The 18,389-nt window shown below is 58.8% G+C and carries 16 protein-coding genes; 10 read left to right on the top strand and 6 right to left on the bottom strand.

Annotated features, from left to right (window positions below; all coding sequences use genetic code 11):
- Nucleotides 1–214: 214 nt before the first annotated feature.
- The 5 genes from ffh (at nucleotide 215) to trmD (ending at nucleotide 3,913) form a co-directional block, all read left to right on the top strand.
- Nucleotides 215–1,783 carry a signal recognition particle protein gene (gene ffh / locus AC5YUO_RS08690; RefSeq protein ID WP_496153005.1) on the top strand — a complete coding sequence of 523 codons (1,569 nt, stop codon included), beginning with the start codon at nucleotides 215–217 and terminating at the stop codon, nucleotides 1,781–1,783.
- An 11-nt stretch (nucleotides 1,784–1,794) separates the two neighbouring features.
- On the top strand, nucleotides 1,795–2,112 hold the full coding sequence (locus tag AC5YUO_RS08685; protein ID WP_065114319.1) for a chorismate mutase: 318 nt from the start codon (nucleotides 1,795–1,797) through the stop codon (nucleotides 2,110–2,112).
- A 33-nt stretch (nucleotides 2,113–2,145) separates the two neighbouring features.
- A complete protein-coding gene (gene rpsP / locus AC5YUO_RS08680; RefSeq protein WP_220317723.1) occupies nucleotides 2,146–2,523 on the top strand; it encodes a 30S ribosomal protein S16 in 378 nt (125 codons plus the stop codon).
- 120 nt (nucleotides 2,524–2,643) lie between these two features.
- Nucleotides 2,644–3,210 (top strand): ribosome maturation factor RimM, encoded by a 567-nt coding sequence (rimM, locus tag AC5YUO_RS08675; RefSeq protein WP_080815609.1) that lies wholly within the window; start codon nucleotides 2,644–2,646, stop codon nucleotides 3,208–3,210.
- A 4-nt stretch (nucleotides 3,211–3,214) separates the two neighbouring features.
- Nucleotides 3,215–3,913, top strand: a complete 699-nt coding sequence (trmD, locus tag AC5YUO_RS08670; RefSeq protein WP_496153004.1) for a tRNA (guanosine(37)-N1)-methyltransferase TrmD — start codon at nucleotides 3,215–3,217, stop codon at nucleotides 3,911–3,913.
- On the opposite strand, the gene AC5YUO_RS08665 is transcribed toward trmD, so the two are convergent.
- On the bottom strand, nucleotides 3,895–4,641 hold the full coding sequence (locus AC5YUO_RS08665; RefSeq protein WP_496153003.1) for a sulfite exporter TauE/SafE family protein: 747 nt from the start codon (nucleotides 4,639–4,641) through the stop codon (nucleotides 3,895–3,897). The two genes, trmD and AC5YUO_RS08665, sit on opposite strands and share 19 nt — an antisense overlap.
- A 265-nt stretch (nucleotides 4,642–4,906) precedes the next feature.
- Between AC5YUO_RS08665 and rplS the strand changes: the two genes are divergently transcribed.
- The 4 genes from rplS (at nucleotide 4,907) to AC5YUO_RS08645 (ending at nucleotide 9,934) form a co-directional block, all read left to right on the top strand.
- Complete coding sequence (rplS, locus tag AC5YUO_RS08660; protein ID WP_003520506.1) at nucleotides 4,907–5,446, top strand: 50S ribosomal protein L19; 540 nt, start codon at nucleotides 4,907–4,909, stop codon at nucleotides 5,444–5,446.
- Nucleotides 5,447–5,760: 314 nt separating this feature from the next.
- The gene (locus AC5YUO_RS08655; protein ID WP_496153002.1) at nucleotides 5,761–7,494 is read left to right on the top strand and encodes a type I secretion system permease/ATPase; all 1,734 of its coding nucleotides are present in this window, start codon (nucleotides 5,761–5,763) and stop codon (nucleotides 7,492–7,494) included.
- Nucleotides 7,487–8,800, top strand: a complete 1,314-nt coding sequence (locus AC5YUO_RS08650) for an HlyD family type I secretion periplasmic adaptor subunit (protein WP_496153001.1) — start codon at nucleotides 7,487–7,489, stop codon at nucleotides 8,798–8,800. Before AC5YUO_RS08655 ends, AC5YUO_RS08650 begins: the two co-directional genes overlap by 8 nt.
- A 180-nt stretch (nucleotides 8,801–8,980) precedes the next feature.
- Nucleotides 8,981–9,934, top strand: a complete 954-nt coding sequence (locus tag AC5YUO_RS08645) for a rhizobiocin (RefSeq protein WP_496153000.1) — start codon at nucleotides 8,981–8,983, stop codon at nucleotides 9,932–9,934.
- A gap of 122 nt (nucleotides 9,935–10,056) precedes the next feature.
- Here AC5YUO_RS08645 and AC5YUO_RS08640 read toward each other — a convergent pair whose 3' ends face one another.
- Nucleotides 10,057–11,334: an MFS transporter gene (locus AC5YUO_RS08640; RefSeq protein WP_496152999.1), complete on the bottom strand. Its 1,278-nt coding sequence runs from the start codon at nucleotides 11,332–11,334 to the stop codon at nucleotides 10,057–10,059.
- A 427-nt stretch (nucleotides 11,335–11,761) separates the two neighbouring features.
- On the opposite strand from AC5YUO_RS08640, the gene leuC reads away from it, so the two are divergent.
- Nucleotides 11,762–13,171 (top strand): 3-isopropylmalate dehydratase large subunit, encoded by a 1,410-nt coding sequence (leuC, locus tag AC5YUO_RS08635; protein WP_400817230.1) that lies wholly within the window; start codon nucleotides 11,762–11,764, stop codon nucleotides 13,169–13,171.
- A 55-nt stretch (nucleotides 13,172–13,226) separates the two neighbouring features.
- Here the strand turns inward: leuC and AC5YUO_RS08630 are convergent, their stop codons facing one another.
- The 4 genes from AC5YUO_RS08630 to thiB form a co-directional block, all read right to left on the bottom strand.
- Complete coding sequence (locus tag AC5YUO_RS08630; RefSeq protein WP_020010815.1) at nucleotides 13,227–14,687, bottom strand: M48 family metalloprotease; 1,461 nt, start codon at nucleotides 14,685–14,687, stop codon at nucleotides 13,227–13,229.
- 307 nt (nucleotides 14,688–14,994) lie between these two features.
- Nucleotides 14,995–15,711, bottom strand: coding sequence for a thiamine ABC transporter ATP-binding protein (locus AC5YUO_RS08625; protein ID WP_496152998.1), 717 nt, complete (start codon nucleotides 15,709–15,711; stop codon nucleotides 14,995–14,997).
- Nucleotides 15,708–17,333, bottom strand: coding sequence for a thiamine/thiamine pyrophosphate ABC transporter permease ThiP (gene thiP, locus AC5YUO_RS08620; protein ID WP_496152997.1), 1,626 nt, complete (start codon nucleotides 17,331–17,333; stop codon nucleotides 15,708–15,710). The genes AC5YUO_RS08625 and thiP overlap by 4 nt, the downstream gene beginning before the upstream one ends.
- A gap of 19 nt (nucleotides 17,334–17,352) precedes the next feature.
- On the bottom strand, nucleotides 17,353–18,366 hold the full coding sequence (thiB, locus tag AC5YUO_RS08615) for a thiamine ABC transporter substrate binding subunit (protein ID WP_496152996.1): 1,014 nt from the start codon (nucleotides 18,364–18,366) through the stop codon (nucleotides 17,353–17,355).
- Between the last annotated feature and the right edge of the window lie 23 nt (nucleotides 18,367–18,389).

Genomic DNA, 18,389 nt, shown 5'->3' with positions numbered 1-18,389 from the left:
TGACTTTTCCCGCACTTTCCTGTTTATCCCGCCCATCAGCTGGCAGTTTCATGACTCCAAGCCGCCGACCGGGACCCGCAAAGGTATAAAGAGATCCCGGAGGTCAACACCCGACAGCGCGATGCGCCCTCGGGTGCTTTTTGGCTTTGCGTCTTGTTTTTGCCAGCGAAAGCACCGACGTTTCGGAGACCCCGGAACGAAGAAGGAAGAAACGATGTTTGAAAACCTCCAGGACCGCCTTGGTTCCATTCTGAATGGACTGACCGGCCGTGGCGCGCTGACGGAAGCCGATGTTGCCGCCGCCCTGCGCGAGGTTCGCCGTGCGCTTTTGGAAGCGGACGTGGCGCTGGAAGTCGTGCGCTCCTTCACCGACAAGGTGCGTGAAAAGGCCGTTGGTGCCGCCGTCCTGAAATCCATCAAGCCCGGCCAGATGGTCGTCAAGATCGTCCATGACGAACTTGTCGAAATGCTCGGCACCGAAGGCGTCTCGATCGACCTGCATGCGGCTGCCCCCGTCGTCATCATGATGGTGGGTCTACAGGGTTCTGGTAAAACCACGACCACCGGCAAGATCGCCAAGCGCCTGACCGACCGCGAGAAGAAGAAGGTGCTGATGGCATCTCTCGACACCCGTCGTCCGGCCGCACAGGAACAGCTTCGCCAGCTCGGCGTCCAGACCGGCGTCGACACGCTGCCGATCATCGCCGGCCAGTCGCCAACCGATATCGCCGCACGCGCCGTACAGGCTGCCAAGCTCGGCGGCCATGACGTTGTCATTCTCGACACCGCCGGCCGCACGCACATCGACGAACCCTTGATGCTGGAAATGGCCGACATCAAGAGGAAGTCCAACCCGCATGAAATCCTGCTGGTCGCGGATTCGCTGACCGGTCAGGACGCCGTCAATCTGGCACGCAATTTCGATGAGCGTGTCGGCATTACCGGCCTCGTGCTCACCCGTATGGATGGTGACGGTCGCGGCGGTGCGGCTCTCTCCATGCGCGCCGTTACCGGCAAGCCGATCAAGCTGATCGGTATCGGCGAGCGCATGAACGAACTCGACGAGTTCCATCCGCGCCGTATCGCCGACCGTATTCTCGGCATGGGCGACATTGTCTCGCTGGTCGAAAAGGCCGCCGAAAACATCGACGCGGAAAAAGCCCGCGCCATGGCCGAGAAGATGGCCAAGGGCAAATTCGACCTCAACGATCTCGCCGATCAGCTTGGCCAGATGAAGAAGATGGGCGGCATGGGCGGCATCATGGGGCTGATGCCCGGCATGGCCGGCATGAAGGACAAGATGGCTTCGGCCGGCATGAACGACAAGATGTTCGACCGCCAGATCGCCATCATCTCGTCGATGACCAAGGCCGAGCGCGCCAACCCTGACATTCTGAAGCACAGCCGCAAGAAGCGCATCGCCGCCGGTTCCGGCACCGATGCCGCCGAAATCAACAAGCTTCTGAAGATGCATCGCGGTATGGCCGACATGATGAAGGCCATGGGCGGCAAGGGCAAAGGCGGCATCATGAAGCAGATGATGGGCGGCCTTGCCGGCAAGATGGGCCTCGGTGGCCTTGGCGGCGGCATGCCTGATCTGTCGAATATCGATCCGAAGCAGCTTGAAGCGCTCCAGAAGCAGGCGGAAGCCGCCGGTCTCGGCAAGCCGGGTGCAATGCCGGGTCTTGGTGGCATGCCAGGTGGATTGCCGGGTCTCGGTGGAGCCAAGCTGCCGGGTCTTGGCGGCATGCCGGGCCTGCCCGGCTTTCCGAAAAAGAAGTGAGGGGGACGCCCGTGAACAATGCAGAGGTGAAAGCCCAGCTTTCCGAATACCGCCAGTCGATCGACAATATCGATGCCGCACTGGTTCACATTCTTGCCGAACGTTTCCGCTGTACCAAGGCGGTGGGCGTGCTGAAGGCAAAGTACAATTTGCCGCCGGCAGACCCGGCGCGCGAGGAATACCAGATCGAACGCCTTCGCCGTCTGGCGAAGGACGCCAATCTGGACCCGGATTTCGCCGAGAAGTTCCTGAACTTCATCATCAAGGAAGTCATCCGGCATCATGAAGCAATCGCCGCCGAACATGGCGGTAACGAAAAGACCGCCTGAACGGCGGACAAACTACCTCAAGGAGTAAATAACATGGCACTTAAAATTCGTCTCGCACGCGGTGGTTCCAAGAAGCGCCCGTATTACCAGATCGTCGTTGCTGACGCCCGTTCGCCCCGCGACGGCCGTTTCCTCGAGAAGGTGGGTTCCTGGAACCCGATGCTTGCCAAGGACAACCCGCAGCGCGTTGAGCTGAAGGCTGACCTCATCAAGGAATGGATCGCCAAGGGCGCACAGCCGACCGACCGCGTTCTGCGCTTCCTCGCCGAAGCCGGCCTTGCCGAGCGCGCCGCTCGCAGCAACCCGGAAAAGGCAAAGCCGGGCAAGCGCGCTCTCGAGCGTATCGCTGAAAAGAAGCAGAAGGCTGAAGATGCAGCCGCTGCTGCTGCGGAAGCCTCTGCTGCAGAATAATCTGTACGGAAACTTGTAAAGAACGGGTGGCGTGGTTTTCCATGCCGCCCGTTTTTTGTTTATTTTGGCGTCAACAAACCTTAAAGCTGACGCAACCAACACCAGAAGACGGACGGCCCGATGGCAAAGCTGGAAAACCCGGTACTCATGGCAAAAATCGGCGGCGCGCAGGGCCTGCGCGGCGAAGTCCGTGTCAGCACCTATACGGCCGATCCGATGGCGCTCGGCGACTACGGCAATCTTGTCACTGCCGATGGCCGCGTTTTCGAAATTCTGGAGGTGCGCGAGGGCAAGAATGTCGTCGTCGTCCGTTTCAGAGGCATCAACGACCGTAATGCGGCGGAAAGCCTGAACGGGCTGGAACTGTTCATCGAGCGCGACAATCTGCCTGACGACGAGCTTGACGATGACGAGTTTTATTATGCCGATCTGGAAGGGCTGGAAGCCGTTGATGCCGAGGGCAAAAGTTATGGCGCCGTCAGCGCCGTCTATGATTTCGGCGCCGGCGATCTGCTGGAACTGAAAGGCGCTGGCCGCCGGCCCGCCCTCATTCCCTTTTCGGAAGCGGCCGTGCTCGAGATCGATCTGGAAGCCGGGCGCATTCTCATCGACCCGATGGCCGCCGGCCTGATCGACAATCCCGACGACAAGGACGAAACCGGCGTATCGCCGTTCGGCAAGAAATAAAACAATGACCTTCAAGGCCACCGTTCTGACGCTCTACCCGGAAATGTTTCCGGGGCATCTGCAATATTCGCTGGCCGGCAAGGCGCTGGAGCGGGAGCAATGGTCGCTGGAGGCCGTACAGATCCGCGAATTTGCCACCGACAAACACAGAAGCGTCGATGACACACCGGCAGGCGGCGGCGCCGGCATGGTGTTGAAACCCGACGTTCTGGCTGCGGCCATCGACCGTGTTTCGGATGGCGATACGCGCCCGCGCCTGCTGATGAGCCCGCGCGGCAAACCGCTGTCTCAGGACCGTGTGCGCGAACTCGCGGCGGGCGAAGGCGCGATCATCATCTGCGGCCGGTTCGAAGGCGTCGACCAGCGGGTGATCGAGGCGCGCGAACTGGAGGAAGTGTCGATCGGCGACTACATCCTCTCCGGCGGCGAGCCGGCGGCGCTGACACTGCTGGACGCCGTCGTCCGCATCCTGCCGGGCGTCATGGGCAACGATCTTTCCGGCGTGCATGAGAGCTTCGAGGGCGGGTTGCTGGAACATCCGCATTATACCCGCCCGCAGGTCTGGGAAGGCCGCGATATTCCCACCGTCCTCACGTCAGGCAATCACGCCGCCATCGACAGGTGGCGGCAAGAGCAAGCGCTGAAACTGACGCAGGAAAGGCGCCCGGACCTCCTCAAGAAGGCTCAGGCCGAAACGAAATAATAGGCCGTCAGCACCAGCCCGACCGCAATCACCAGCCAGCGAATGATCCACTGCGGCACGCGCCTTGCGGTATGCACACCCGCATAGCCGCCGAGCGCGGCTGCCGGAAACATGATCAGCGCCGCCCACCAGGACACGACACCACCGCTGACGAAGATGGTAATGGCGATGACGGCGATCACCACCGACAACAGGTTCTTCAGCGCATTCAGATGATGATAGCTGCCGCCCGAGGTTATCCCGAGGATGGCCAGCATCATGATGCCCATGCCCGCTCCGAAAAAACCGCCATAGATGGAGGCGAGCCCCTGAAAGACGAGGCTCGGCAGATTGCCGGGAGAACGTTCCGCACTCGCCTTCGGCCTGAGCCACGGGCCGGCGGCGAAAACGGCGGTAGCGGCCAGAAGCAGCCATGGAACCAGCTGGCGAAAGGATGGATTGTCGAGCGACAGCAGAAGCAGCGACCCGGCCAACCCGCCGACAACGGACACGGCCGACAGCAGGATCGCCTCGCGCCAATGGGCGCGGATTTCCGGCCCATAGGCGATCACGGAAGTGATATAACCCGGAAACTGCACGATAGCCGAGGTGGCATTGGCGACGATGGGCGGCAGGCCGGCCAGCGTCATCGCCCCGAAGGTCAGGAAAGTGCCGCCACCGGCGATCGCATTGACGACGCCAGACAGAAAACCTGTCGCAAACAGCATGAGAACGATGAATATGGACATGGCCCCTCCCAAGGTTCCCATGCCATATCCGCCAGCACGCCGCTTCGCAACTGCCGGAACGCGGCGCGTAATTGATAAAATATTGTCATGAAAGGGATGACAAACGGCGCATCCTCGTGTATGTGCCCGCGTGGAAATGGGAAATATCCCAACCGAAAGCAAAGAATGGCGAACCCGCTCCTGCCGCAAGGCATGGTCTGAAGGCATTGACCGACAGGCGAACCGTTGAGCGCTCTGGCTGTTTCAGAAGAAATCAGAGGTTAACATGACCAATATCATTCAGCAGCTGGAAGCCGAACAGGCCGCCAAGATCGAAGCAAAGCGCACCCTGCCTGAGTTTTCTCCGGGCGACACCCTGCGCGTCAACGTGCGCGTTACCGAAGGTAACCGTACCCGCGTTCAGGCTTACGAAGGCGTTTGCATCGCCCGTTCCGGCGGCGGCCTTTCCGAAAGCTTCACCGTTCGCAAGATCTCCTACGGCGAAGGCGTCGAGCGCGTATTCCCGATCTACTCCCCGCTGGTCGAAGGCGTTGAAGTCGTTCGTCGCGGTAAGGTTCGCCGCGCGAAGCTCTACTACCTGCGTGATCGTCGCGGCAAGGCTGCCCGTATCGTTGAGAACACCGGTACGCGCGCCCGCAAGCTGAACGAGTCCGAGCGTCAGGCGCTTGCCGACGAAAAGGCACGTCTGGAAGCCGAAAAGGTAGCAGCAGCACAGGCTCTGGCCGCCGAGAAGGCAGCAGCCGAAGCCGCAGAAGCCAAGGCAGCGGAAGAAGCAGCAAAGGCTGCGGAAACCGCAGCGGAATAAGATTTCCATTTCGATGGATTGATCGAAAGGCGGTCTTCGGGCCGCCTTTTTTGTTGCCCCGACATATTGCAGCAAACCACGCAGGGAAAATTCGGCAGGCAGCTTGAAAGCCGAACCCGGCAAGCATTGGCTTGCCAGAGCTTGCCGAACGAAAGCTGCGCCTTTCAGCCATTTCCTTCACGGAAGGATGCGGCGGATTTCGATTAACAACAAATGCTTATCTGATTTTTTTGCCCGGCTGTTTTAGCCCATTCTCGAACAGCATTGCCTAATTCCATTTATTGTGCGATTTTCTTGCCGTTTTAGGTGTTATTATGTTTTTCTTTAATTCTTTTTTAACAAAAAATAAGTCCGCTTTCCTGGCCGTTGGCCTCGCCAGCGCGTTGATGAACATTCTTAATCTTTCCGGCTCGCTTTTCATGCTGGAAGTTTACGACCGTATTCTGCCCAGCAAGAGCATTCCATCTCTTGTGGCATTGGTCGTTCTCCTGATCGTTCTCTACGCGTTTCTGATGGCGTTCGACGCGTTAAGGGGCCGGATATTGGCGCGCATCTCGGACAATATGGATGACGCGCTCAATCGAAAGCTTTTCAGGGCGTCGATCAGCGCGCCGCTCCTCGCTTCCGCCAAGATCGATGGGCTGCAGATCGTCGGTGATCTCGATCAAATTCGCCAGTTTCTTTCCGGCCCGGGTCCGGCGGCCTTTTTCGACATTCCCTGGCTGCCCATCTATCTGCTGATCTGTTTCGCCCTGCATCCCTGGATCGGTTTTGCGGTGCTCGGCGGGGCCGTGGTTCTCGTCGTGCTGACGCTTCTGACCAACTGGCTGACGGAAAAGGCGACAAAGCAGGCCTATGCCGCGCGAGGGCAGAGAAACGTTCTTGTCGGCAGCAGTCAGCGCAACATTGAATCCATCAAGACCATGGGCATGATGGCTGCGGTGACGTCCATGTGGGACGAATTGCACTCCAGATATCGCTCCGTCACCCTGTCGACGTCGGATACGGCAGGCATGCTCGGCGCCATGTCGCGAACCTTCCGCCTGTTGCTGCAATCCGGCGTCATGGCCATTGGCGCCGTGCTTGTCATCGACGGCAATGCATCGGCGGGCAGCATCATCGCGGGCTCGATCCTTTCCGCAAAGGCGCTCGGCCCGGTCGAACATGCGATTGCAAACTGGCGCAGCTTCATGACCGCAAGACAGGGCTTGAAGCGCGTTAACGAGTTTCTGGAACTGGTGCCCGAACCGGCACCGCCGCTCTCCCTGCCGCGTCCGCAATATACCGTCGCTGTTGACCGTGTAACGGGTGGGCCACCCAGTGGCGCGCGCGATACGGTCGCCGATATTTCCTTCACACTGAACGCGGGCAATGGTCTCGGCATCATCGGCCCAAGCGCATCCGGCAAGTCCACATTGGCACGCTTGATGACCGGCATCTGGCCCTATGAACGCGGCTCCGTCCGCTTCGATGGGGCCGCGCTCAACCAGTGGGATTTCGAGTTTCTCGGCAAATCCATCGGCTACATGCCCCAGCAGGTGGAGCTGATGCCGGGGACCGTGGCGCAGAATATCGCACGCTTCGACCGTGATGCGACAGCGGAAGCAATCGTCGCCGCAGCCAAGGCCGCACAGGTGCATGAGCTGATCCTGAACCTGCCCAATGGTTACGACACCCATATAGGTGATCGGGGCGAAGCTTTGTCGGGCGGGCAGAAACAGCGCATCGGCCTTGCCCGCGCGCTGTTTGGAGAACCCTTCTTCGTCCTCCTCGATGAACCGAACTCCAATCTGGACAGCGAGGGCGAAGGGGCGCTGCGCAATGCCATTGGCGACATCAGGGCCCGCGGCGGCATCGTCGTCGTCATTGCCCATCGCCCCAGCGCCATCGAAAGCGTCAATCTGGTGATGGTGATGAGCAACGGCCGGATGCTGCGCTTCGGCACGAAGGAAGAGGTGCTGGCGCAAATCCTGCGGCAGAATATCCGCCAGGTGCCTGAGGAGGAAGAAACGCGCAAGATTGAAAACCGGGTGAGCGAAAATGGTTGAGGCGGAAAAACCCGGCATGACGAATGTTTCCATTCTCAGACACTCGACCGCGGTGGTCGTTCTCGCCCTTGGCCTCCTGGTCGGATTGGGCGGCTGGGCGGCTTTCGCAAAGCTTGCCGGCGCGGTGGTGGCCACGGGCCGGGTGGTTGTTGAAGGCAATTCCAAAAAAATCCAGCATCTTTCCGGCGGCATCGTCAGCGCAATCAATGTCGCCGAAGGTGACAGGGTCAAGGCCGGTCAGGTCCTGTTGCGGCTGAGCGCCACCGTCGTTCAGGCGAACCTCTCCATCGTCGAAAATACGCTGGCGCAACTTTATTCGCGTCGGGCTCGTCTGCGCGCGGAAATTGCCGAGGCACCGTCTTTCACCGTGGCGGAAGATCTGGCGGCCCTGACGAATTCGAAGGCGGCAAAGACCTTCATCGATAGCGAGCAGAACCTTTTCAACAGTCGCCGCAGCGCGTTGAGCGGCATGAAAAAGCAGCTTGGAACACGCAAGGATCAGCTCGCCGACGAGGCACACGGTCTTGAGGTGCAAGTGGAGGCGACGGAAAATGAGCTTGCCATTGTAAAGGAAGACGTTTCCAAGACCGACGAGCTGTTCAAAAAAGGGCTTGTCACGCTTCAGCGCCTCAACCTCCTCAAGCGCCAGCTTTCCAACCTCGAAGGCCAGCAGGGCCAATATATCGCCGCCCGTGCGCAGACGGTTGGCAAGCTGAGCGAACTGGACCTGCAATTGCTTCAGCTCGACGAAGACCGCAAATCGGAAGTCACTAAAGATCTGACATCGATCGAAGCAACCGTTGCCGAATATGAAGAGCGGTTGGCGGCAACGCGAGACCAGCTGGATCGTCTCGACATCCGATCGCCGATCGCCGGTCGCATTTACCAGCTTTCAGTGCACAACATAAATGGTGTCATTCAACCGGGCGAAGTGCTGATGCTGGTGGTGCCGGAGCAGGATGAGCTTGCCATTGAAGCCAATATTCCGCCGCGAGACATCGATCAGATTTACGTCGGGCAGCCGGTCACCATTCGTTTCACGGCATTCAACCAAAGTACGACACCGGATTTGAACGCAGAAGTTGCAGTCGTCGCCCCCGACCTGCAGACAGATTCCCGAACTGGCACATCCTATTACGTACTGAGCATAAAGCCCGACAAAGCCGGCACCGCGCACCTACCTGGCGGTAGGTTGTATCCCGGCATGCCGGCCGAAGTGTTTATCCAGACCAGCGAGAGGAGCGTTCTCTCCTATTTTGTTAAACCATTCCAGGACAGGCTCAGGAAGACGTTCGTTCAGGAATAGTCTATTACGATAGGCTATAGGATAGGTATAATTTTCCAACACACCAAATACGTGATTTTTTTAAAAAATGATTTTTCTTATATTGTATTATGGTTTTTTATGTATTAAATATCACCCGCAATAATTAGCAGAAACTTAATTTTAATTCATCGATTTCTCAAAGATTTTTAGGAGTTTAAAATGGCGTTAAAAGTAACGTTTGGTAATGGCGGCGCCGCTTCGGTTTCCTCGCTTACCTCCCTCATCGACCAGGAAGCTTATAAGCTCCTCACGGAATCGACCGCCCAGGTGAAGAACGGTTCCTCGATGGAATCCGGCAGCGTCAACGTCGGCGCTGTAGCAGTCCCCGGCACTGGTGCAGGCGGTACGGTTGACGTTGGCTACGACGCTTCTTCGAACGGCTTCACATTTGACGTATCGTCAGCATGGAACTCGGTAAAGAACGCTCTCGCCCAGTCCGACACCTCTGAAAACCTCACCTTCAAGGATTTCGTTCAGGTCGACGTTCATCTCGGCGGCACCGGCTCATCCACTGTGGAAGTTATCAATGCCAAGCGTGGCAACATCTCGACTGGCGCAGGCAATGACACGGTCAACGTCTCCGTCGTTTCGAACGACAAGGCTTGGGTAAACGCCTTCAACATCGACACGGGTGCCGGCAACGATACGATCACCGTGAAGGCCGGAACTGCATTCAACGACGCAGGTGCTGGCGGCATCGCTGCCGGAACCAACGTTGTTAACGGTGGTGCCGGCGTCACAGACGGCAGCTTCACCTCGGTCAAGATCGATGCGGGTGCGGGCGACGATAAAATCGACCTGAGCGGTGTAAACTTGGCTTCGTCGCTGGTGACCGGCGGCAAGGGCGTCGATAAAATCATTGCAAGCGGTGGTGCCGACACCTTCGTTTTCAATCTCGGCGACATGGCCAAGAGCATCGCCACCGACACCATCGAAGGCTTCAACGCCTCCGTGGACAAACTGAAGCTGGTCGGCACCGTGCTCGACAACTGGGCGGTCTCGACGTTCGAAAACGACACCATCCTCAGCTACAACGTTTCTGGCGAGCACAAGGGTGAGAAGATCATTGTCGCCGGTGTTCACCTGACCGGTAGCGACTGGTTCACCGCATAATTCTCTCAAAGAGAATTTCATCTATTGCCGCTTAAAAATGATTGTGGCCCGGAAACCTCCGGGCCACATTTTTTACATATGCGACGGTCGGCAGCCGCATCGGCTGCCGCGATCTTTCAAAATCAGGCGGCCTTGACCTGACTGCCCATTCTCCGCGTTGCGATGATGACCAGCACCCCTGCAAGCGCCAGGCAGAAAGCAAGGAAGAACATCGGCGCGATGGTGCTGCCGGTCTGATCCTTGATCCAGGGCACGACATTCTGCGCCACGAAGCCACCGAGATTGCCGACCGAGTTAATCGCGGCGATACCGGCAGCCGCGCCCGCGCCCTTGAGGAAGCGACCGGGCAGGCTCCAGAACACCGGTTGGCCGGCAAAGATGCCCGCGGCGGCGACGCAGAGGAAAGCGAACTGCAAAACCGGATCGGTGAGCAATGCCGACATCAACAGGCAGAAGGCGCCGATGAAGGCAGGACCGACAATATAGGGCGTCTTGTTCTCCGCCTTGTCGGCGGCCAAAGGCACGACGAACAGGGCGATGGCCACGATTACCCAGGGGATGATGTTGATGAAGCCATTGGCAGTGTTGGAAACGCCGAAGCTCTTTACGATGGTCGGAAGCCAGTAGCTGAGGCCATAGGCCGCCAGCGGAAATCCGACATAGCAAAGCGCCATGAACAGAACGCGCGGATTGATCAGCGCCTTGAAGCCGTCCTCCGCATGCTCTTCCATGCCCCTGTTCTCTTCAGCCAGCCGGTTCTTCAGCCAGTCTTTCTCATCCTGCGTCAGAAATTTCGCCTTTTCCGGGGTGTCGTCGAGATAAAAGAAGGTGGCGATGCCGGCGATGACGGCCGGAATACCCGTTGCCAGGAACACCCATTCCCATCCGGCATAACCAAGGAAACCATCCAGATCGAGCAGCATGCCGCCGAGAGGCGCGCCGATGGCATTGGCAAGCGCGCTGAAGATCATGAACAGACCGATCATGCGGCCGCGATAATCGCGCGGGAACCAGAGCGTCATCAGGAACAGCACGCCGGGGAAGAAACCCGCTTCGCAAAGCCCGAGCAGGAAGCGCAGGATGTAGAACATCGTGGCGTTCTGCGTATAGGCAAGCGCGATGGTGACGGCGCCCCAGGAAACCAGAATGCGGGCGAACCATTTGCTGGCGCCGAAACGGTTGAGGAACAGGTTGCTCGGCACTTCGAAGATGAAGTAACCGATGAAGAACAGCGAAGCGCCAAGGCCATAGGCATATTCGCTCAGACTCAGCGCATCGACCATCTGCAGCTTGGCATAGCTGACATTCTGGCGGTCGATATAGGCGATGAGATAGAGAAGGCCAAGAAACGGCATCAGCCGCCAGGTGATCTTCGAGATAAGGGCTTTTTCGGATACCATATGCTTTTCCCTCCCTTCGATTTCTCGTCGAAACGCAAATGATAAGGGAACCCATCTATATGTGCATTGCAAAGTACGCAAGTTGCATTGCATCATAACCATTGGAGAACCCCCGCAACACAGGCCTGTTACGGGCCTTCCGCCATGATGCAGCGCATATAGAAAATGCCGAGCCGTCGCGTGCAGTGCTATACGCATTCATATTGCCGTAAAACCGGCGATCTGATATGAAGGCAGCCATGGGATCTAAATTCGGATGTCTCGCGCAGAATGTTTATGTGCTGCAGGACCACAAGCGTCTGCCGGCACGGTTCTTTGCGCGCGTTTCCGGGGCGCTCACCAGCCGACTTAGGCTCGCCTGACAGCAACTGCTGTCCACCGCCTTTCTGAACCCTGATTACCCTTTTCCATGACAAGGCATAGAGCCATGAGCGCACCCCGCACCTTATATGACAAGATCTGGGACGACCACGTCGTCAATCGTGACCCGGACGGAACCTGTCTTCTCTACATCGACCGTCACCTCGTGCATGAGGTGACGAGCCCGCAGGCTTTCGAAGGCCTGCGCATGGCCGGTCGCCCCGTGCATTCGCCGGCCCGTACGCTGGCCGTGGTCGACCATAACGTTCCGACCACCGCCGACCGGCTGGAAGGCATCAAGAATGAAGAAAGCCGCATTCAGGTGGAAGCGCTTGCGCAGAATGCCAAGGATTTCGGCGTCGAATATTATTCCGAGCGCGACAAGCGTCAGGGCATCGTCCACATCGTCGGCCCTGAACAGGGCTTCACCCTGCCGGGCATGACGATCGTCTGCGGCGACAGCCACACCTCCACCCACGGCGCTTTCGGCGCGCTCGCGCATGGCATCGGCACATCGGAAGTGGAGCATGTTCTGGCGACCCAGACGCTGATCCAGAAAAAGGCCAAGAACATGCTGGTGCGTGTCGATGGCAAGATTCCTGATGGCGTGACCGCCAAGGATATCATCCTTGCAATTATCGGCGAGATCGGCACGGCTGGTGGCACCGGCCACGTGATCGAATTTGCCGGCGAGGCGATCCGTTCGCTCTCCATGGAAGGCCGCATGACGGTCTGCAACATGACCATCGAAGGCGGAGCCCGCGCCGGTCTGATCGCGCCTGATGAGACCACCTTCGATTACATCAAGGACAAGCCACGCTCGCCAAAGGGCGAAACGCTGGAACAGGCCATCGCCTATTGGAAAACGCTGAAATCCGACGAAGGCGCCCATTATGACAAGGTCGTGGTGCTGGATGCGGCCAACCTGCCGCCCATCGTCTCCTGGGGTTCATCTCCGGAAGACGTGACTTCCGTTGAAGGCATTGTGCCCAATCCCGATGATATCGAGGAAGAAAACAAGCGCGCTTCCAAGTGGCGTGCGCTTGACTACATGGGCCTGAAGCCCGGCACACGTATCACCGATATCGCCATCGACCGCGTCTTCATCGGCTCCTGCACCAACGGCCGCATCGAGGATTTGCGCGCGGCGGCGAAGATCGTCGATGGCCGCAAGGTCGCTCCCACCGTTTCGGCCATGATCGTGCCCGGCTCCGGTCTCGTGAAGGAACAGGCGGAATTGGAGGGTCTGGACAAGATTTTCCTCGACGCCGGCTTCGAATGGCGCGAACCGGGCTGCTCCATGTGCCTTGCCATGAATGACGATCGTCTGAAGCCCGGCGAACGCTGCGCCTCCACCTCGAACCGCAACTTCGAGGGCCGTCAGGGCTATAAAAGCCGCACCCACCTCGTCTCCCCCGCCATGGCGGCGGCGGCGGCGATCGCCGGTCATTTCGTCGACGTGCGTGAGTGGCAATAATCGCCGCAGATGCCCGATGACAAAACCCCGGATCGCTCCGGGGTTTTTCTTGGGCCTATTCCGAAATGATCTTCACCCGCTGGCCCGGCTGAATGGTGGCCGTTGCGCTCATGGCATTGATCATGCGGAACATGTCGAGCTTCCGGTCGGTTCCCATCATCCGCGCCGCCATCGTCGCCACGGTTTCACCGGGCTTCACCGTCACCACCCGCACCCTCAGCGGCTTCAGCGAGGCGATTTCCTGCGGCGTCATCTTGCGGAAACTGGTGCGCAATGTATTGGCGATGGAATCGAGCTGCGTATTGCCTTTCGGCACGGCGGTCAGAAAACGGAATATCTGCTGGCCGACGCGAATGACGGTCACGTCGAAATCCCATTTATCCGCGCTTGCCCGAGCTGTCGCAGCCTCCAGACCGTTGATCTGGGTTTCCTTGACCGTTTCCGGCAGCAGGCCGGCAACCCAGCCGCTGGTCAGATAATTGGCAAGGCTCGTCTGTTTCGGATCGGCGACGCCGTCAAAACGGATCGCCATATCGCCCGGTCCCGTCGCCAGAACGGCCTCGACCTTGTTGTCGATGACGAAACCTTCCGGCACGTCGAAACGGATGCCGAGCGTTCCATGCAGGAACGTCTGGCCCCGGACATAACCTTCCTGCGGGCTATCGCCATAAAGCAGGCCGTCTATGCCATCCAGAAACCAGTCGCGACCACGATCCCCGACCTGGCCGTCCTGACCGAAGGCGCGGGCATGACGGCGCGCAAGCTCGATGCGCTGCGGCGTGTTGGGGTGGCTGGAAAGGAAGTCGAGGCTCTGGTCGTTTTCGGGATCGGCCGAAGAGAACCGCGCATAGGCCGCCATGGAATCCAGAAAACGCGGCGAGGCAAAGGGATCGTAACCGGCCTCGCCCAGCATCCGCACGCCGATCACATCCGCCTGCAATTCCTGCTGGCGTGAAAAGGCCGCGAGCCGCAGCTTGCCGCGCGCGAGCGCCTGCTTGCCGGCAAGATCGCTGGACAGCACTTCGGCAACCACGCGGCTGGCAATTACCTCCGCCTCTTCCCGGCGCTGGCGTTCGATGCCGTGATTGGCGGTGACATGGCCCATCTCATGTGAAAGCACGGCGGCCACTTCCGAAGCATCGTTGGCAAGTGCCAGCAGTCCGCGCGTCACGTAAAGATATCCGCCCGGCAGCGCAAAGGCGTTGATGGCCGGCGAGTTGAGGATAGTGATGCGATAGGATTGCTGCGGGTTTTCCGAAACGGCCGTCAGAGCGCCGGCGATACGCGCGACAAGCCGCTCCGTCTTGGCGTCACGATATTCACCGCCATAACTCGCCACGATGCGCGGATGCTCGCGCGCACCCATCTGGGCACGGGGATCATTCTTCTGCACCTCTTCCACGGTCTGCGGATTATCCGACGGGCGCAGGGTGGACTGGTAGGCCGGGCTGAAGAGAGACTGGCACGACGACAGGAACACCGCAGACGCGGTCAGCACGGAACAGGCGGCAGCCATCCTGCCCGAACGGCGAAGGCCTGAACGGGAGAAGAGCCTCCACTGTGCAGTCATGCTATTTCTCATTCTCTATGCCTGCCCCTAACGTTCCTGATCATCCGTTAATTGCAGACCAGAATAACAGATTCGCCCCAACGGGCGATGAATGCCAAAACGGTAAAAACGATCCATCAAGTCCGGATTATTCCTGAAGAACGCAATAATTCCCATCTTTTCTCGGGCAACAACTTGAAACTGGCAAGTGCAAATTAGCGCCATTGAAGTCATCTAAAGCGATTGCCAGCGGCACACGTCGAAAATAAGGCGATCACCCGTTCAGAAAACTGTCCACCGCCTTCACATTTTGTGTGGCGAAGAAATCTGCGGTCGGGCCGGTATAGACAACACGGCCGCGTTCAAGAAAAACCACCTGCTGCGCCAGCTTTTTTATGTCGTCGGGGTGATGCGTGACAATAATCACCGTGTTTTTTGTTTCTCCATGCAAGTCGAGAAGCAGGGACGTCATACCCGCCCGCAATCCCGGATCGAGTGCCGCAAAAGGCTCATCGAGCAGCATGACCGGTTTTTTCCTGACCAGCGCGCGCGCCAGCGCCGCCCTCTGCCTTTCTCCGCCGGAAAGCGTGCCTGGCAAGCGCTTGTCGAAACCCGCAAGCCCGACACGAACGAGGGCCTTCTCGATCCGTTCCCGGTCTTCCACCCGCAATTTCAGCCCGGGGCTGACACCCAGAGCGACATTGGTGAAAATATCGAGATGCGCAAAAAGATTATTGTCCTGAAAGATCGATGAGACCGGTCTTTCCGAAGGATCGAGCGCAGTCACGTCCTGTCCGCCGATCATGACGCGGCCGGAATCCGGCGCCTCGAAACCGGCGACGAGGTTGAGAAGCGTCGACTTGCCCGAACCGGACGCGCCGACGACGGCGGTTATCCGGCTTTGTGGGAATGTGCAATCGAGGTCGAAATCCTGTGTTCCAAGCCGCAGCCTGACCTTGTCCAGCTCAACGGCAAAATCATCGCCTGTCATATGCTCGCCCTTGCTGGTTGGGATTGCCGTGAAACGCCGCCTGCGGCAAGCAGCAGGCAGATGATGCCGAGAAGGAAGGCATAACCGGCGGCGTCATTGGTGCGATAGCTGCCCATATTGCTATAAACCAGCCATGGCAAGGTGACGAAATTTTCCGACCCGAACAGGGCAACCGCGCCTAAATCGCCAAGAGACAGGGCCATGGCAAAGGAAAACGCCATGGCCAGCGGCCGCCACAGAACCGGTAGATCGGCGAACCGCAATCGCGTCAAGCCCTGAAGCCCCAGACTGGCGGAAAGCCGGCCGGTGCGCAAAAAATGACTGGTGAAAGCCGGCTCCAGAACCCGCATGGAAAGCGGCAAAGCCATCAGCATATTGATAAGCGCCACGAGGACGGGCGCATAGAAGCTGACATCGCCGAAGACCCGCAATAGAAGGAACCACCCGCTTCCCAACACCACAGGCGGCACCAAAAGCACCAGCGAAGACCCTGCCCCAAGCAGAGCGGAGAGGAAGCGCAGTGGTTTCCCCGCCTGCCGTCTGGAGCCTATCTCCTGCCGTGCGCCGATGATCGCCATGCAGCAGAGCACGACAAGGGCTGCGGAGAGAAGGGCGATTGCAAGACTGGTCGCCGCCGCGCGCAGGAAAATCGGCGCGGACAAAAGACGCGGCAGATCGGCCCTCAAGCCCGAGACGGCTATGGCGACAAGCGGCAGGCCGATCAGCAGAATTACGAAAACGATTGCCGCGCCATCCCAGAGGCGGGCGCCAATGCCCTTGCCATCAAAACGGTGATGGGAACGACCGAGCGACGGAATTTCCGCTTCGGGCGACGGTAAAAAAGCGAGAAGTCCGAGCAGGATTGCGGTGAGGGCAATCTGCAGAACCGAAAGCGCAATCGCCCGCTGCGGATCGAAATCGAACCGCAGCGCCTGATAGATCGCGACCTCCAGCGTCGTGGCCGCCGGCCCGCCACCCAACAAAAGAACGAGCGTGAAGCTGGTAGCGCACAGCATGAAAACAAGCCCGGCAATGCCGGGAACGAGACGCGCGACTGCCGGCCATTCGATAAAACGGAAAATCGAAACCGGCCCCATGCCGAGGCTCGCCGCCATGCGCCAATATTCACCCGGAATACGCTCCAGCCCGGCGAGCATCAACCGGACCGAAAGCGGCAGATTGAAAAACACATGGGCGATGAGGATGCCGGAAAGGCCATAAATGCTGAAAGGCTCATTCGCCCCGGCAAAAACCAGGGCCGTATTCAAAACACCCTGCCTGCCCCAGATGGTGATGATGCCGAAGGCGCCGACGATGACAGGCAGACCCATCGGCACCGCCATCAGCCTGATGATCCAGATCCTTCCCGGAAATACGCGTCGCCGGCCAAGCGCCAGCGCCACTGGCAGGCCGAGGACAATAGAAAGAACAGTGGAAAGCGTTGCCTGATAAAGCGTGAAGCGCAGGATGCGCAGCGTATAGGCATCCATTATACCGGCCGCGGACGCACCGGCATCAAAGGACAGGAGAGCTGCAACGGCGAGCGCCATGAACAGGAAAACGGCGGCAAAAGCCGCCGTTCCGAAAATGATCGACCGCCGGTAATCACGACGCAGCATCATGCGCGGGTGTGCCTCTTCCTCAATTCATGCTCATGGCGGCAAGCCATTCATCGATCCATGCCTTGCGGTTCTTCGCCACCTCTTCCGGATCCATCAGGAAAGTCTTCTGCGGCACGACGAGTTTGGAAAACGCCTCCGGCAAGGGCTTCGAGGTTGCCGCAACCGGCATCATCCAGTTGTTTTCCGGAATGGCATCCTGAAAACCCGATGTCAGCGTGAAAGCGAGGAATTGCTTTGCCAGTTCCTTATGCGGTGCATTTTTAAGGAGACCGGAAACCTCGATCTGGATGTAATGCCCTTCGGAAAAGGCGGCGGCCTGATAACGATCCGTCTTTTCCGCGACCATGTGATAGGCGGGCGAGGTGGTGTAGGAGAGCACCATCGGCACCTCCCCCTTGGTGAAAAGGCCATAGGATTCCGACCAGCCCGGCGTAACGGTGAGAATACGCTTCCTGAGCTTTTCCCAGGCTTCCGGCGCCTTGTCGCCATAAACCGATTTCACCCACAGCAGCAGGCCCAGACCCGGCGTGGAGGTGCGCGGGTCCTGAATGGCGATCTTCTGCGCGGCGTCGCCTTCAACGAGGTCCTTAAGGCTCGTCGGCGGATTCTTCACCGTCTGCGTGTCGTAGATGACGGCGAAATGACCGTAATCATAGGGAACGAAAACATCGTCCTTGTATCCGCCCGGCACCTTGGCCGCCGATGCATCGATGCCGCTGGCATCGAATAGACCGGTCTGTTTTGCTTCCGCGACAAGATTGGTGTCGAGACCGACGACGACATCCGCCTTGGACCCCGCCCCTTCAAGCTTCAGGCGATTGAGTAGCGCCACACCATCGGCCACGCCGACGAAATTGACCGTGCAATTACAAACCTTCTCGAAGGCCTCCTTCACCTTGGGACCGGGACCCCATTCGGAAACGAAGCTTTCATAGGTGTAGACGGTCAGTTCCTGCCTGTCCTGTGCGACGGCAAGACCGGGCAGAAACAGCGAAGCGGCAACGAGGGAATTCAGGAAAAGACGACGGCGCACGGGTATCTCCTCAAAAATCGATA

Source organism: Agrobacterium sp. LEGMi-208b (assembly GCF_059511785.1).
The sequence above is the reverse complement of the archived record's forward strand: the minus strand, read 5'-3'. Positions and strand labels throughout refer to the sequence as shown.